Origin of the sequence: Segetibacter aerophilus (assembly GCF_007991655.1) — a bacterium.
Classification (GTDB): domain Bacteria; phylum Bacteroidota; class Bacteroidia; order Chitinophagales; family Chitinophagaceae; genus Segetibacter; species Segetibacter aerophilus.
Map to the genome: position 1 here is coordinate 82,970 of NZ_BJYT01000001.1, position 16,162 is coordinate 99,131.

Below are 16,162 nucleotides of genomic sequence, written 5' to 3' on the forward strand. Positions count from 1 at the left end.
TTTGTGATATCCAATTTTTAATTTAGTCTTGAACATACTCATAATTCTGCTTCTCAGCTCATCCAATTCACGCCAGCCTCGGGGTTCCATTTTATCGTACTTTTTTTCAATTTGGTCCAAAACTCAATAGAACTTTTACCGGTAATATCGCCGACACCAAAGCGGCTTTCATTCCATCCACCAAAGCTAAAAGGTTCGCGGGGCACCGGCACACCAACATTCACACCAATCATACCTGCGCTTGCTCTTTCGATAATGTACCTGGCAACACCTCCATTTTGTGTGAACACTGATGCTGCATTTCCATAAGGGTTTGCATTTTCTATAGCCAAGGCCTCATCAACCGTATTCGTCCGCATAATACTGATTACTGGCCCGAAAATCTCTTCTTTTGCAACTGCCATGTCTGGCGTTACATGATCAATTACGGTTGGCCCGACGTATGTGCCGCCGCCTTTGCCATCGACCTTTGCGCCTCGTCCGTCCACTAATATTTTAGCGCCTTGCTGTTCAGCTTCAGTAATATATTTTTCAATTCGATCTTTACTTTCTTTATTTATTACAGCACCTAAGTTTTCTCCGGGAACAACCTTTCTTGCCTCATCGCAGATCTTATCGATAATATGATCAATTGGGCCAACGCCGACCATGGCACTGGCTGCCATACATCGTTGGCCCGCACATCCGCTCATACTAGCTACCACGTTTTGTGCAGTCATCGTTGCAATCGCATCGGGCATCACCATTAGATGGTTTTTTGCACCACCCAGTGCCAAGCATCTTTTATAATTATTGGTGGCTCTTTGGTATACCAACTTGGCAACTTTGGTGGAGCCAACGAATGAAACGGCTTCTATACCAGGGTGATCACAAATGGCTTCGACTATTTCAATATCACCATGAACGATGTTAAACACGCCATCCGGTAGACCTGCCTCTTTCAATAATTCTGCAATCCGTCCGCTACTTACCGGAACTTTTTCTGAAGGTTTTAAAATCATACAGTTGCCTAAAGCAATTGCATTGGGTATAGTCCAATTAGGAACCATACTTGGAAAATTGAAAGGAACTATTGATGCCACTACACCAAGTGGCACGTGTTCGGTTCTACACTCAATGCCCTTGCTTACTTCTAAGACTTCGCCTGTAACTATTTGCGGTAATGAGGTAGCAAACTCTGTCAATTCAATACACTTTTCAATTTCGGCAATAGCCTCGCTCATCGTTTTGCCATTCTCTTCTGAACATATTGTTGCTAACTCCTGTAGATTTTTTTCCAGTAGAAATTTATAGCGGAAAAACACTTGAACCCTTTCCTTGATAGGCGTTTTGCTCCATTTATGAAAAGCAATTCTGGCCGCTTCGACTGCATCATTTAGATCTTCTGCTGATGACATCGTTACTTCTGATAAAAGCGCTCCATCCACCGGCGAAACAACCTTGATTGTTCTGGCAGAATTTGAAGCTACAAACTGGCCGTTGATATAATTTTTAAGGGAAGGGTATTTCATGATAGGGAGAGCAGGTTTTAGTTTTGATAACTATAAACACTAAATATAAATTAATTTGAGAAAGGAGAAATGCTCTTTTGAAATTAAAAAATCCCTTTGATTTTCATTGAAAGTATATAGTTCAAAGAGGTATTGCAGGTGAAAAGGAAAGCATGTTTTCAGGACCTTTTTTTCAAATGCATGAAAGTTTAATTGGTGGATAATACTGAGTAGGTGCGATGAAAAAAGATCAAAAAGTACAAGGGAGTGACACAACGATGTTGAGGAGAGTTCTTAAGCGCGCTACCAAAAATTTTTATAAAAAGTTTTTAAGTGGCGGGGAATAAAACAGTAAAAGTGGAACCTATAGCAGGGCGACCTTCTGCATGAATAAAGCCGTTGTGACTTTCGACTACTTTTTGTACGATCGCTAGTCCAACGCCTGTTCCGGGGAATTCGCTCTGGCCATGAAGTCGTTGAAAAACTTTAAAAATTCTTTCCGCGTTTTCCTGCTCGAAACCGATGCCGTTATCCGTCACAGTGATTTCATAAAAACCTTTCGTGGTTCTATCAATTACTTTCGAAACATTCTTACAAGCGATCGCTATGACTGGCGGAACATCGCTTTTACTGTACTTTAAACCATTGCTCAACAAGTTTTGAAATAGCTGGTGAAGTTGTATAGGATCCCCTTTTATTTCGGGTAATGTGCCTATTGTAACTGATGCCTTTTTTAAAGTGATTGTGGTTTCAAGGTCATTCAAAACCTGTTGAATGACTTTTTCTAAACTAGTATTTTGAAATGTAGGTATATCGCGACTTATTTGAGAATAGGTAAGCAAATCACTTATCAGTTGGCTCATTCTGCTTGCGGCATTTTCTATGCGCTCAAACATTTTGTTTTCCTCTGTAGAAAGTGCCTGGCCTATACCTTTTCGTAATCTTTCTGAGAAATAGTTAATCTTCCTTAAAGGTTCCTGTAAATCGTGAGAGGCAGCATACGCGAATTCTTCAAGGCTTGCATTCGATTTCTTTAACTCTTCTATCGATGACTCTAATTGAACCTGCAGTTTTTTAAGCACTGTGTGATCGGTGAAGGTTACCAATACTTCGTTGCCTGCAGGAACAGTGTGTATGTTGAAATACACATCGTATCCATCCTCGTAGTGAAAATCGAATTGGTGCTCTTTTTTATTTAAGTAAGTGTCTTTATATATATCAAAAAGGCCGTTCGGTTTATAGGCAGGAAAATAAACACTGGCTAACGAGCCTACAAGATTTTCTGCTTTTTCTCCGATGTAAGTTGCTACTGCCTGGTTAACGATTGCAAATCGAAAATCCTCAATTTCGCCTTCATCATTTACAACAGGATGTAGGGTAAACATACCGGCCGATGCAGCATTAAGAACACTATTGAGTTTTTTTGCAGCAGTGGCAATTTCTTCCTGTAGTTTTTTTAATGGGGTGACGTCTAAAAAGGTTATCAATAAATCCTCGTTCCGCTTTTTAACTAACAGGTCGAGCCATGCATCTATTCCGTCTCCTACATAGTGGCTTTCAAATCTTTTTTCTGTCACCTTGCCCTCAGCTATTTCCTTATAGCTTTCAAACATTCCGTTCGCAACACTTTCAGTAAATACTTCGTTGTGCTGCCTTCCTAAAAGATCGGCGGGTTGTTTGTTAAAAAAAGTGGCTACAGTTTGGTTAACTGTTTTAAAAGTAAAATCAACAATTTCATCCTTCGTGTTTTTTACGGGAGACACTAATAAAATGCCTGTTTGAGATGAGTCAATTACATCCTGTAGGTATAGGGAGCTTTCTTCAATTTTCTGTTTGTTTTGCTTGCTTTCGGTAGTGTTGGTAAAAGTGATAACAATGCCATTGTCGCCTCGTTTTACTGCAGATACATCAAACCAACCATTTAACCTGTCGTCGTTGTAATAAACCTCTTTTCTAAGGCTTTCACCACTTTCTATTACATGCACGTACGATGCAAACGTTCCGGCTTTTTTAGCGGAGGGGAACAGGGAAAGATAACTAGCTCCTTCGGCTACCTCAGGCGTTATTCCTATCATGCGGGTAAAAGCTTTGTTTATTTTTAATACCTGCAAATCGACGATTTCTCCATGCCCATTTCTAACTGCTTCACAAGCATAAATTCCGTTGATAGAAGCTTCGAAAATGCTACCAAGCAAGTTGCTTTGTTCTTCTATTTTTAGCTCATTTTGCTTTTTGTTCGAAATATCAATGAAAGTAGAAACAACGTTATCGCCCATTTTCAACAGCGATACAATGAACCATCCATATTCTTCACCATTTTCATTTCTGAAGGTTGTTTCTATCCTTTCAGGAATACCTGTTTCAACTACCTTTTTGTGTAGTGCAAGCTGTTCGGAACCTTCAAGGTGTGGTAAGATCTCCAGCAGAGTTTTACCAATGGAATTAGGCGAAAATTTAGCAAGTTTAAAGGCCGCCTTATTGCAGTGAGTAAGGCGAAAGTTGACTACTTCACTGTCCTGGTAGATTGCCTCTAAAATCATTAGCCCATCTGCCGAGGCATCTAAAATATTTGTAAAAAGCGCAGCCTGTTTTTGTCTTTCTTTTTCTGCATCGACGAATTGTGTTCTGTCGCGGCTTACACTAATTACTCCGTCTATCGTTTTACTCCTAAGAGTGCTAAAGTGCTTGCCAAGAAATTTATTATAGAACGACTCTTCATGTGCTTTACCTGTTTGCCATACTTGGAGACATTGTTTAAAAAGGATGTTTTTATAATCATTGTCTATAAGAGAAGTAGTAAGTACCGTCTGACTCATGATAAAATCCTTATCGGCCCTAAGAAATGTACTCGAGGCATTGTTACAATATCCTATTGTAAAATCAGTAATCTCGTTATCGCTGACTAGTACCGGTTGAAACAATATTACAGACTCAGGTAATGCATCGAACAACTCAGATATTAGTAACTCTTCTCGTAAAACACTCTGCATTGGATAAAATAAGTATCGTAAAAATAACACCTTTTCGAGTGATTTGTTTTACGACATCTATTTTGACAAGACAGGCAATTTCTACTCTATTATGGACAGCAACTGTGGTAGTCTGAAAGCGAGTATACCTGCGCCTTACTTTAGTTTAGATCGCTTCTTTTGCAGTCGTTCTATATAGGATTCCATTTGAAATGCATTGGTAAGGGCCGACCCGTCAATATCGTTGTTAAAATAGATGAAAGCTTCTTTTATTGCACTGTTATTTTCAATCTCGTCAGAGATTTTTTTAAGAGTAGATAGAGCATACTTTGATTTATATAAATGAGGAACACCGTGAAACCGGTGGTATAAGGTGCTTGTATTTTGAACAACCTCATCCGGCAGCGAAGGGTGGCTCATACCACAGAAAGTAATATTATGATTTGCGAGTGTATTGTAGACTTCCTGGTTCCACCAAGTGGCATTTCTAAATTCAAGAACGTTGGTAAAGGTGGGATCCAGGTTTTGAATGATTTGTTCGAGTTTTTGTTGTTTGTAAGAAATTACTTCGGGCATTTGAAACAGTACACAACCAACTTTTTCTTTTAGCCCTTCGCGCACGGTGCCGTAAAAGTCTTCTAAGTATTTCTCTGCTTTGACAAACTTTCTATAGTGCGTAATTGCACGCGGAGCTTTGATTGAAAAGGTAAATGCATCAGGGCTTTTGTGGTACCAATTTTCCAGATACGGCAAGCGGGGGAACCGATAGAACGTGACGTTTAATTCAAGTGTTTTAAACCTGTTGTTGTAATAGTCAAACCATTTAGACTGAGCAAGCTTTTCCGGGTAAAAGATATCTTTCCAATGTTTGTAATGAAAGCCAGAACAACCTATCCACCATTTTGCCATTGTGATAGTTTGATGAAAAAGGATGCAATTATGAAACCATGTTTACAATGATAGCTATAACAAAAAAGCAAACGTTTATAGTTTGCTTTTTTGTTATAGCTGTGATCCGACAGGCGCATTAATATTTGAAGTACAAGAGTGCGACGCAAGTGAGATGATAAGAGGTAAAATGTTGGTTACCCAAAACTCCTATCACTATCATTCATCATTGTTTTTCTTCTTTTTTAGGCATTACTGCTTTGGGAGGTTCAGTATTATTTTCTTCCTTATTTTTCTTTTTACCAAATAACTTTTTGAAAAAGCCTCCTTTTTGTTCTTCTTGTTTTTCTGTTTTAACCTCTTTTGTAGCTGGAGTTTCTTCGGGTGTTGTTGTGGTAGTTGTTGCTCCTGGCTTTGCCTTTTCAACCGGGATATCACTTTCTGCTCCAATCTCTTCAGGAGGTGCATCAGGAATCAAATAATCCTCTGACGTGCCGTTTCCAACATCTTCTCCCTGGGCAGGTGCAGCTGACCTCGCATTGATCGTATTCATGTAGTCGAAAATGACATCGTTGCTCATCACCTCGGGTTTTGAGAACTTTGCCTTCCGGTCAAGTCCTAAAGTTTTATCAGCAAGTGCTTTGTTGAAGAAGTAGGCCCATATAGGCAGGGCAGCGGAAGAACCTTCACCAATGTCTCCGCTAAACCTGATGAAACGATCGTCGCATCCTACCCAGGTTCCTGCAAGCAACTGCGGAGTGTATCCCATAAACCACGCGTCGCTGTTATCATTGGTTGTACCGGTTTTACCTGCGATCTCGTTCGTTAAGCCATACTGGTCGCCCATGCTCTGACCGGTTCCATTTTTTATAACACCCTGCATCATCAATGCGACAGAATAGGCAGTTACCTCATTGATCACTTCCTTACGTTGAGCTGGCAGGAAGTTTTCGAGCACGTTTCCGTTTTTGTCTTCGATACGTGCAATCAGTAAGGGTTTAGCATTAAAGCCATGCCCGGGAAACATGCTATAACCTTGCATCATTTCATAAAGGCTCAGCTCGACAGCGCCAAGAGCCATCGAAGGGAAAGGATTTATTTTAGAAGTAAAGTTGCATTTCTTTAAAAATTCCGCAAAGCGGTTAGCAGCGTCGTTGCCATTGTTGCCCAGTTGCTTTAAGATGAACGCGGAAGCGCAGTTACGAGACCATGCGAGGGCGTTTGCCATCGGGACCGTGCGGCCTGTACAAGTTGCGCCGGTGTTGGGAACAAGGCCAAGGCTACCGAAATCCTGTTGTATATCCTGCACCATGGTGTTAGGTGTAAAGCCGCCTTCTTCAATAGCTAAACTATATAATAAAGGTTTTATCGTACTACCTACCTGGCGTTTGGTATTGAGATTAACGTGGTCAAATTTGAAAGTTTTAAAATCGATGCCGCCAACCCAGGCTTTGATCTCGCCACTTATCGGATCCATCGCCATAAACCCAGCCTGAAGCATTTGGCGATGATATTTGATAGAGTCCAAAGGAGTCATCGTGGTATCCTTTTCCCTTTTGCTGTTCCATGCAAACACCTTCATCGGGACCTTCTTGTAAAAGCTCTTCTTGATCTGTGCTTCTTCAACACCGTCTTTTTTAAGGTTTTTCCAGCGGTCACTCACCTTCATTGCAGCAAGTAAGATTGTGTCCCTGCCATTCCAAACTGTTCCTTTACGAATATTGCTTTGCGAGTTAAGAATTTTCTGCATGTAGCTGATATGCTTACTTACAGCTTCTTCTGCATATAATTGCATCCGCGGATTAATGGTTGTATAAATCCTTAAACCGTCACGGTATAGGTCGTAGTTGTCGCCATTTTGTTTCTGATGCTCTTTACACCATTTTTTCATTTCCTGACCTAAAACCATCCGGAAGTAGGGAGCTAGACCTGCTGTCTCATCCATCTTTTTATAGTTGATGACGATAGGCTTAATCTTTAGGTTAGTTGCGTGGCTCTCAGTAATATAACCGTTCGTAACCATCCGGTCTAACACTAAGTTTCTGCGGTCGAGGGCCATCTTAGCGTTTCTACGCGGGTTGTAAATAGTGGGTCCATTCACCATACCAACCAACACTGCAGCTTCCTCAATACTCAGTACGTCAGGGTCTTTCTGGAAGAAAGTTTTTGAGGCATTTCTGATACCAAAGACGTTGTCACTGAAGGGAACAGTATTAAGGTATAATGCAATGATCTCATCTTTGGTAAAATTCCTTTCAAGCTTTACAGCTATTATCCACTCTTTTATTTTTTGGATAACACGGGTGACGGGGTTTCTTGCACGGTTTCCATTAAATAAATTAAAGGCAAGCTGTTGAGTAATTGTACTTGCACCGCCATCTCTGCCGAGGTGAACAACTGCTCTTGCCAAACCGCGTCCGTCAATACCGCTATGGTTATAAAAACGTTCGTCTTCAGTTGCTACAAGCGCATTAATAACGTTCTTGCTAATGTCTTTAAAATCGACATTCGTTCTGTCTTCGAGATAGTACTTTCCCATCACAGTTCCGTCGTCTGCAATCACCTCACTTGCAAGGGAAGCACTAGGGTTCTCGAGATCCTGGATAGAAGGCATCTTTCCAAATACACCCCAGTTAGCCATTAACAACAAAAGGATAAAAGCACCTAGGCCGATAAAGACAAGGCGCCAGAATATTTTAACCGAGGTACTTGTTCGATTTTTTGTTTTGCTTGTACTATTTTTCATTAGAATGTAATATCAATAATTGCGGTAAAAGGCATGGTGATTAAGAAACTGTGCAAAGCTATAAAACAACTTACACTTTCATTTTAGAATCTGCCGGGAAGGGCTTTTTGTATTAACAGTTTGTAAGCCTCCATATCTTGTTTCGCTTTCAACACTTCAAGATTGGCGTCACTGATTACAAGGAAACTAAACTTGTCAGCTGTAAGCCAAGGGAGAATTCGGCTTTTTGCGACCGGTCGTACTTTGTCAATATAATCTAGTGCCGCATTTGCATCTGGAAACGGTCCTTGCAAAACAAGATTAAACTGTTCATTTAGTTTCACCCCTGAAATATCTATTTTCTGGTTATAATATTTTTCCCTGTTAAAACGATTGAAAGCGTTGCGGGCTTCAGTGGCGTAAACGGGGTCCACTTTATCTAAGAGAACAACGACATAATGTGGGTCGGTGGCAACAAAACTAAAGTTCTTAACTACAACCGGCGGAGGTGCAGCGACAGTGTCTTTTTTAACATTTGAAGTAGCTGGTGAAACAGCTGACTGCTTTGTAACAACAACAGAATCTTTATTTGCAGGCGGAGGCACTGTTACGATTTTTGCCGGGGCAGGAGGGGTGGCGACAGGCGGATTATTGTTGACAGGAGTAGCAGCATCTTCGTTGCGCGTCACTTCGAGCTTTGTCAGGTAATCTTCAATTTCTTTTCTTCTTTTCAAGACGTCGATCATTGTTTTGGCTCTTGCTGCCATTGGATCTTGTGCGTAAAGATTTGATAGATCTGTCAACACTTTTATTGCAGTGCTGTCCTCTTTTTGCTTAATGTAATAAATGGATTCGATGAAAAGCAATTGGGGTGTCCAGAACGATTTTCCATAAGTGCTATCCGCTACTTTCTTTTGATTTTTTGCTTCATCAAACTTACCCTCTATAAAAAGGTTGTAGATCTGCTCGTATTGTTTTGTAGCAGGACTTGCCTCAGCTTTGCTCGTATTAGCCGGAGGATTGGCAACCAGTTTTGCAAACTTGTTTTCCGGCGATGCACTTATCAATTGTTTCTTGTACTGGTCAGCTTTTAACTTGTCGCCGGTTTTCTCGTATGCGTATATGAGGTTGAATAAAGCCTCTTCTTTGTACGTGGAATTAGGAAAACGATTTAGTAAATCTTCGAATGCTAGTATTGCGGCAGGGTACTCTTCTAATTTGTTTAGGAATGTTTGACCTGAAGAAAACAGGGCCTCCATAATGCTTTTGTTGCTGGCGTCTAATTTCTCTTGTGTTGTCGGGATGTCTTGTTGCAAACCCTCGTAAGAATTATTAGCCACTTTTTGTTCTACCACGGCCTTCCCCGGTACATCATCTACGTCCGCAATTTTTTGAATCTGTCGATCCAGTGCAGATTTTCTTCTCCAGTTATCGACATTAGGTCTTTCGCCCCAGCGCGCCCTAAATTCACTAAAGCCCCGTGCCTTTGCTCCGCTGTTATAAAAATAAAAATCAGTTGACTTGTTATTGTCTGCAAAAAGATCAGGCACCTGCTTTACTGCTGCATTAATATTTGGGGCATCGTCTTCTTTTAATCCTTGTGCCTTACGCAGCAGCTTAACCTGCTTTTTAATAATAGCATCTCTTTGGTCTTGGGGTAATTTTGCAAGAGCCTGTAGACTGTCTTGCGTTAAGACTATTGTTGTGTTTTCAGCTATCGTTTTTAAGTGTGGCTTTCTCATGGTGATGCGATTTTTGTCAGCATCGCTGGTAAGCGCGTTTATATCAGTGCTATCGTAGTAGTTGTAAGCGTCTGAGTAAGAGCGGCGGTTGTAATTGAGATCGCCGAGTAACAGGAAGGATTGGCTTCTTTGGGTTGGATTGTTAACGCTATACTTTACACTATTTAAGAGATCATTCTTCGCATTGGCAAAATTGTTCCTTTCCATCTCAATACTTGCAGCAGCATAATAAATAATATCACGATAGTTTAAATACTTTTCGCGATGCGCCATCTTCAAAAGGGCGTCGATATTTTCCTGGAGGAAATCTTTTTTGTCGCTTCGATTAATGCGAATAGAGTTTAATCGTGCGTACACATCCATTACAGGATCGGTCGTATGAGAAATGCTCTTCTCGTAATATTTAACCGCTTCCTCGTTCTTGTCCGAGAGCTGGTACATCTGGGCAATCAGGTATTCCCATCGTGCTTTTTCCTGGTTGTTAGCTGCTTCATCTAAGGCCTGATTCAAATGAATTGCGGCACTGTCATACACCTGTTGTTTATAAAACCAGTAAGCCATAGCCTCGTGCAAATCCGTTTGCAACCTTTTAGGAAAGTTGGGGTCGTGCCTGAGAATTTCAATTACCCCTGAGGCTTCAGGCAATTCGTTTTTTTCAATATGATTTCTTATTTGCCAGATAAAACTTTCGTTGCGGCTTGGCGGCCTGCTGGTCAGTTTTGTCCAGATGCTGTTTTTTTCTTTTGTAGCAATACTAAATTCCCCGGTTTCATTACTGGCGTTACTACCAATTGGTTTGTCGTATCCACCAGACTCCTTAGGAGCATAAGAAAAATTCAGGTATTGAAGGGTCAGCGCAGCGGAGTCTAAGTCGTTCCTAAAAAAATACGCTTTCGCCATCAGCAGGTACATATTGTCAATCCAGCTATTGCGCAGGTCGTGCAATAGAATGCCGGCTGTACACTTGTAGATAATTGAATCTAAATCCTGTTTACTTTGTGAAGTCTGCTCTAAGGTGTAATTGTAAAAAGGTAATAACTGGGAGTAATCGTCTTTAAAAGCAATTTTTGATGAGTTAACTAATTCGTTGAGACGGTTGTTTGCGTTGAAATAATAATTGTAATGGGTTACAGTATTTTGGTAAAGTTTTCGTGGAATGGTAAATTTTTTCTCGCCTGTTTTTTCTGAGGCCAGTTTCCGATTTTCGTATTTCTTCGGTTTTTTAACTTCAATTTCAGCCCCCGGCTGTGCATGTCCAACCAGGAAGGATAAAAAGAAAGTTAGGGATATAAATAAAAAACGGATGTTATACATGTATGAGTTCCTGAGCTTAGTAATATTTATAGTAATAATGGATCTTAATGGTATTATATTTTTTTGTTCTTACAAATGCGCTCATGTTTTTTTGGGTGCTACAACAATCTTTGCAAAAGCTACCCCCTTGGTTTCGCAACAACAACTTTCAAAAAACCTTCATACCATAACGCCTTTTGAGCGCTTAAAAGTACATTTATTTTCTTTTCCCCCTTCATACGTACGGCTCAATCGCTACCTTTAACTTTTACATTACTCTATGGCTAAACTGCAGGCCAACACTTCACTCAATCAACTTCGTAACCGCTACCGCCTGGTAATTATGAATGATGATACCTATGAAGAAGTGGTAACGTTCAAATTGTCGCGGCTTAGTGTATACATCATGTTCAGCAGCATTTTCGTCATTTTGATCACCCTCACGGTGGCTCTTATTGTTTTTACGCCTTTAAAAGAATATTTACCTGGTTATGGAACCCAGCATTCGCGTCGTGAGTTGCAGGTTTTAAAAATGAAGGCAGACTCTCTCGAACAAAGCATGCGGTACAAGGATCAGTATTTACAAAACTTCAAAAAGGTGTTGACTGGCGACATTAGCGGCAAATTAGATACGACCGTTATAAAAGTTCCTAAAGAGCCTACGATTAAAGAATAATTTCTGATTTCTGGTTCACATGCCGATTATTTTTTTGGGGACAATACTTCAACGCTTTGTTGTTGCTTCCGTTGCGACGCTCCGTTTAAGCGTTTTAATCTTTTGTTGGCATTTTTCGTTTTTTGCTATTAATATGTTCATGGCTTGTTTCAAAAATCATTACCGCTTGCTACCACGTTTTGCTGATTGTCTAATTTCTAACAGTTTAAATTTTATTTTTGCCTCCCCGAAGTATGATCACCTCAACTAAAAATAGCACCACTATTATTACCGGCTTAACTACGGCTATAGCGGCCTCGCTTTGTTGTATCGCACCTCTATTAACAGTTGTAGGTGGCGCAACTGGTATGATCTCTTCGTTTTCGTGGATTGAACCTTTTAGGCCTCATTTCGTAGGATTGACAATATTCGTTTTTGCCTTTGCCTGGTATCAAAAGCTACGGCCGCAAAAGCAAGCCGACTGCGCATGCGAGGTGGGGAACAAACAATCTTTCTTGCAATCGAAGACACTTCTAAGTATTGTTACTGTCTTAGCATTTGCCATGATCCTTTTTCCTTACTATGCGGAAGCTTTCTACAAAAAGCCTCAGCAGGCACAAGGAATTACTTTAGAAACGGCTGGTTACAAGCAAGCCGTATTCACTATTAGTGGTATGACCTGCGAAGGTTGTACCGACCATGTGAATAGTAAGATCACTACAGTTAAGGGAGTAATTAATTATCAGACTTCTTATGATAAGGCAATAAGCACGGTAAAGTTTGACGGCAGCAAAACCACTATTGACAGTATAGCTGCTGCAATAAATTCCACAGGTTATAGGGTAGTCTCACAAACAATGGTAAAGAACTAAATGGAAAAACAATTAGCCTTAACTCAATAATCTCGTGTCCTGTTTGTGGTTACAAGCAGCAAGAGACCATGCCAACAGATGCTTGCGTGTTTTTCTACGAGTGTAAAAACTGCCATATAAGACTTAAACCAAAAGAGGGCCACTGCTGTGTTTTTTGTAGTTATGGTTCAGTAAAGTGTCCGCCAATACAAGAAGGAAGTTCTTGCTGTTCTTAAAACTTGAGGCGATGAAATTCTCCGGTCTGATAAAAGCTGCCCAAAAAAGATGAAAGTACAAGTGAGTGACACAACGATGTTGAAAGGAGTTACCTCGTCGATATCACAATGCTTGTAAAAATTCGTTTGTTGTTTTGAAAGTAACTTTGTCGCATAATTTTAATTGCTCACTATCCGTCCGCAGAAAAAACGCTATGAATATTGACGAGCCAAATAAGGGAAACAATAAGTTGTTGATGAAATACCTGGGGTTAGCTACCCAACTGATGATCAGCCTTGCCCTCGCCGTTTTTATCGGTTTGAAGTTGGACAAATGGCTCTCATTTTCAACACCTTTGCTCGTATGGATTTTGCCTCTGCTGGTGTTAGTTGGCATGATTTGGCAGATAATTAAAGACACCTCAAAAAAGTAACATGTTTAATAGAAGTATACTACCACTTGTCGCCATATTTTTAATTGTGGGTGCGCTCATCCTTTTCTTCCGGAAATTTTTAGAGCAGCACGGCTGCGACTGGCAAGTACTAAGCGCCGGTAATTTGTTTATTTACCTGGTAACCGTTGTCTCCATGCATCTTTTAACAAAGGGATTAAACGCCGAAAGAACGCAGCTGTTTTTAAGAAATGCATACAGCGGTGTGTTAGTAAAGCTCTTTGCCTGTGCTATCGGAGCTTTCATTTATATTTTCGCCTCGGGGAAAAATTTAAACAGACCTGCTTTATTCGCGTGCATGGGCTTGTACCTCGTGTACACTTTCGTAGAGCTTTCAGTAGTAATGAAACAAAGTAACGCAAAGAAGAATGTCTAAAACTGAGCATCCGCTACAGGCACTGAACGATTTTTTACCTCCAAACACTTTTCTTCCTGTAGCTGCTTACCTGCAGCAGTACAAGGTGCACTTAACGATAGCCAGGGAACGCAAAAGTATCTTGGGCGACTATCGCAATGCACACAATAATCGTAACCATAGAATAAGCGTAAACGGAAACCTCAATAAATTCTCATTTCTAATTACACTCTTACATGAGCTTGCCCACCTGCTGACTTTTGAAAAATATGGCAACCGGGTTCAGTCGCACGGGCGGGAATGGAAGACGATCTTCGGGCAGTTGCTTGCGCAGTTTATAAAAAGCAAAGTATTTCCTGCAGACATTGAGCAGGAACTGTTGGCGACCCTGCACAACCCGGGAGCAAGCAGTTGCGCTGAGGAAAGCCTGATGCGCACGCTGAGAAATTACGACGCAAAAGCTGAAGGCCAAATGCTAGTTGAAGAAGTGCCACCACACGCCCTGTTTAAAATGAAAGATGGAAGGATTTTCAAAAAAGGTGAAAGGCTTAGAAAACGCTACAGATGCGAAGAAGTGGGGACAAAAAAAGTGTATTTGTTTAGTCCTGTTTTTGAGGTTGAGTTGATTTAATTATGCAATCACAGTGAACACTTTATCCATTTAAAGCTTCTTCAGCATCCACACGTCACAACCAAAGTGACCTGTGTTGCCCAAAGGGGCGTTGAGATATTCAAAGCCAAACTTTTCATACACACTTACCGCTTTTCTTAGTTCTGGCATTGTCTCAATATACACCTGTAGATAACCATAGTGCTTTGCAAATTCAAGAGATTTATCTATTAACAGCTTTCCCAAACCTTTGCCTCGTGCTGCAGGTTGTAAATACATTTTAACCAGTTCGCAAGTATCTGCGGGCAAACCTGTTGAAGGATAAATGCCTGCGCCTCCCAATATCTTACCATCCTTTTCTGCAACAAAATATATGCTGCCCGGTTCCTGGAACATTTCGTAGAGATGATCTGTAGTGTTATCAAAGAAAACCGTCCCGGGTTTATTTGCACCAAACTCGGCAAGACTTGAACGGATGATGGAAGCCAGCATATTATTATCCTTCAGCTCAATTTTTCTTATTAAAATATCATTTTCTATTTGCATGAAAACTTAGAGCTTTGATTGTTTTAAGTAGCGATTTTACAAACATGGATAAAGAGAATTACAGCTCATTTTAGAACTTTAGCAGGTCTACGATTTCCTCGAGGTATCTTTTGTCAATTTCATCGAACAGGTCATACTCCACACTGTCTACATCGAGCACTGCAACTACCTGCTTATCTTTTTTAATTGGAACTACAATCTCAGATTTAGACAAACTGCTACAAGCAATATGACCGGGAAACTTTTCTACATCGGGGACTATCAAAGTTGTTGCTTGTTGCCAGGCTGCGCCACAAACGCCCCTGCCTTTAGCTATTCTTGTGCAGGCAACCGGCCCTTGAAAAGGAGCAAGCACCAACTCGTCATTTTTCACTACATAAAAACCTACCCAAAGCCAATTGAACTGCTCTTTTAGTGCGGCCGCTACATTACCCATGTTTGCGACCACATCGGGTTCCCCGGTTAACAAACCTTCTATCTGAGGAACGAGTGCTTTGTATTGCTCTTCTTTGCTTCCTTGTATAATATTTAAATCCTCGGCCATAGTATTATTTGGCTGCAAAGATAAATTAAGTGGGCACGCCAACCTCGCTTTAAGCGGTCGTGTTTAACGAGCTTTATTTCTTTTTACTGATACGCTAAACAGCAACGAATAATTGAGTTAAAGGGTCCGCAAATAGTAAGATTTCAATTAAATATTTTACCTGGTTAAAATCCGGCTTTAATATTATCCCGTAGATACTTCAAACAAATAAAATACTAGAAATGAAAGCATTAGCTCTAAAAAAAGGGATAACATTCGCGTTTATGTTATTGATTACAGGTGCAACATTTGCACAATCAGAAAAAACAATGATGGTTGGTGGAGCAGCAATGTACCCATCAAAAAACATCGTTGAAAACGCGGTAAATAGCAAGGATCATACAACGTTGGTTGCAGCAGTAAAAGCGGCCGGTTTAGTAGAAACATTACAGAGTGCAGGACCGTTTACAGTTTTTGCACCAACTAACCAGGCGTTCAATAAACTACCTGCAGGTACAGTAGAAACTTTGCTTAAGCCAGAAAATAAAGATAAGCTGACTTCTGTGCTTACTTATCATGTTGTTGCTGGTAACATTAGCAGTTCAGCACTGATGGGTATGATTAAGAAGAATGGTGGTACGTTTAAAGCAAAAACTGTTCAGGGTGGCGAGTTAACTTTTATGATGAAAGGAAACAATATCATTGTAACAGATGAGAAAGGCGGAATGAGTAAAGTAACTATTAAGGATGTAAATCAAAGCAATGGAGTTATTCATGTAGTTGATACTGTTCTTTTACCGAAGTAAAAGTTAGCGGAGTTTTGAATGGAAGGGGGCCAGCAATGGCTC

14 protein-coding genes are annotated in these 16,162 nt (G+C 40.5%); 7 read left to right on the forward strand and 7 right to left on the reverse strand.

What is annotated here, in order from left to right; translation table 11 throughout:
• Positions 1-53: 53 nt before the first annotated feature.
• The 5 genes from SAE01_RS00330 to porW form a co-directional block, all read right to left on the reverse strand.
• A complete protein-coding gene (locus SAE01_RS00330; protein WP_147201539.1) occupies positions 54-1,511 on the reverse strand; it encodes a CoA-acylating methylmalonate-semialdehyde dehydrogenase in 1,458 nt (485 codons plus the stop codon).
• Positions 1,512-1,819: 308 nt separating this feature from the next.
• Positions 1,820-4,480: a PAS domain-containing sensor histidine kinase gene (locus SAE01_RS00335; protein WP_147201540.1), complete on the reverse strand. Its 2,661-nt coding sequence runs from the start codon at positions 4,478-4,480 to the stop codon at positions 1,820-1,822.
• A gap of 135 nt (positions 4,481-4,615) precedes the next feature.
• Complete coding sequence (locus tag SAE01_RS00340) at positions 4,616-5,368, reverse strand: DUF72 domain-containing protein (protein ID WP_147201541.1); 753 nt, start codon at positions 5,366-5,368, stop codon at positions 4,616-4,618.
• Between the two features lie 205 nt (positions 5,369-5,573).
• Complete coding sequence (locus tag SAE01_RS00345) at positions 5,574-8,093, reverse strand: penicillin-binding protein 1A (RefSeq protein ID WP_147201542.1); 2,520 nt, start codon at positions 8,091-8,093, stop codon at positions 5,574-5,576.
• Between the two features lie 83 nt (positions 8,094-8,176).
• Complete coding sequence (gene porW, locus SAE01_RS00350) at positions 8,177-11,128, reverse strand: type IX secretion system periplasmic lipoprotein PorW/SprE (RefSeq protein WP_147201543.1); 2,952 nt, start codon at positions 11,126-11,128, stop codon at positions 8,177-8,179.
• Between the two features lie 259 nt (positions 11,129-11,387).
• On the opposite strand from porW, the gene SAE01_RS00355 reads away from it, so the two are divergent.
• The 6 genes from SAE01_RS00355 (at position 11,388) to SAE01_RS00380 (ending at position 14,266) form a co-directional block, all read left to right on the forward strand.
• Positions 11,388-11,783 carry a hypothetical protein gene (locus SAE01_RS00355; protein WP_147201544.1) on the forward strand — a complete coding sequence of 132 codons (396 nt, stop codon included), beginning with the start codon at positions 11,388-11,390 and terminating at the stop codon, positions 11,781-11,783.
• Between the two features lie 218 nt (positions 11,784-12,001).
• Positions 12,002-12,634 (forward strand): mercuric transport protein MerTP, encoded by a 633-nt coding sequence (gene merTP, locus SAE01_RS00360; RefSeq protein ID WP_246113124.1) that lies wholly within the window; start codon positions 12,002-12,004, stop codon positions 12,632-12,634.
• 29 nt (positions 12,635-12,663) lie between these two features.
• On the forward strand, positions 12,664-12,849 hold the full coding sequence (locus SAE01_RS25130; protein ID WP_443096427.1) for a GDCCVxC domain-containing (seleno)protein: 186 nt from the start codon (positions 12,664-12,666) through the stop codon (positions 12,847-12,849).
• 194 nt (positions 12,850-13,043) lie between these two features.
• Positions 13,044-13,262 (forward strand): AtpZ/AtpI family protein, encoded by a 219-nt coding sequence (locus tag SAE01_RS00370; protein WP_147201545.1) that lies wholly within the window; start codon positions 13,044-13,046, stop codon positions 13,260-13,262.
• A 1-nt stretch (position 13,263) separates the two neighbouring features.
• Positions 13,264-13,656 (forward strand): hypothetical protein, encoded by a 393-nt coding sequence (locus SAE01_RS00375; RefSeq protein WP_147201546.1) that lies wholly within the window; start codon positions 13,264-13,266, stop codon positions 13,654-13,656.
• Positions 13,649-14,266 carry a SprT-like domain-containing protein gene (locus tag SAE01_RS00380; protein WP_147201547.1) on the forward strand — a complete coding sequence of 206 codons (618 nt, stop codon included), beginning with the start codon at positions 13,649-13,651 and terminating at the stop codon, positions 14,264-14,266. The genes SAE01_RS00375 and SAE01_RS00380 overlap by 8 nt, the downstream gene beginning before the upstream one ends.
• Positions 14,267-14,296: 30 nt before the next feature.
• Here SAE01_RS00380 and SAE01_RS00385 read toward each other — a convergent pair whose 3' ends face one another.
• Positions 14,297-14,791 carry a GNAT family N-acetyltransferase gene (locus tag SAE01_RS00385; protein WP_147201548.1) on the reverse strand — a complete coding sequence of 165 codons (495 nt, stop codon included), beginning with the start codon at positions 14,789-14,791 and terminating at the stop codon, positions 14,297-14,299.
• A gap of 70 nt (positions 14,792-14,861) precedes the next feature.
• Entirely contained in the window at positions 14,862-15,335 is a 474-nt protein-coding gene (msrC, locus tag SAE01_RS00390) for a free L-methionine (R)-S-oxide reductase MsrC (RefSeq protein WP_147201549.1), read from the reverse strand.
• Between the two features lie 221 nt (positions 15,336-15,556).
• Here msrC and SAE01_RS00395 point away from each other — a divergent pair, with 221 nt between their 5' ends.
• A complete protein-coding gene (locus tag SAE01_RS00395) occupies positions 15,557-16,120 on the forward strand; it encodes a fasciclin domain-containing protein (RefSeq protein WP_147201550.1) in 564 nt (187 codons plus the stop codon).
• Positions 16,121-16,162 lie beyond the last annotated feature (42 nt).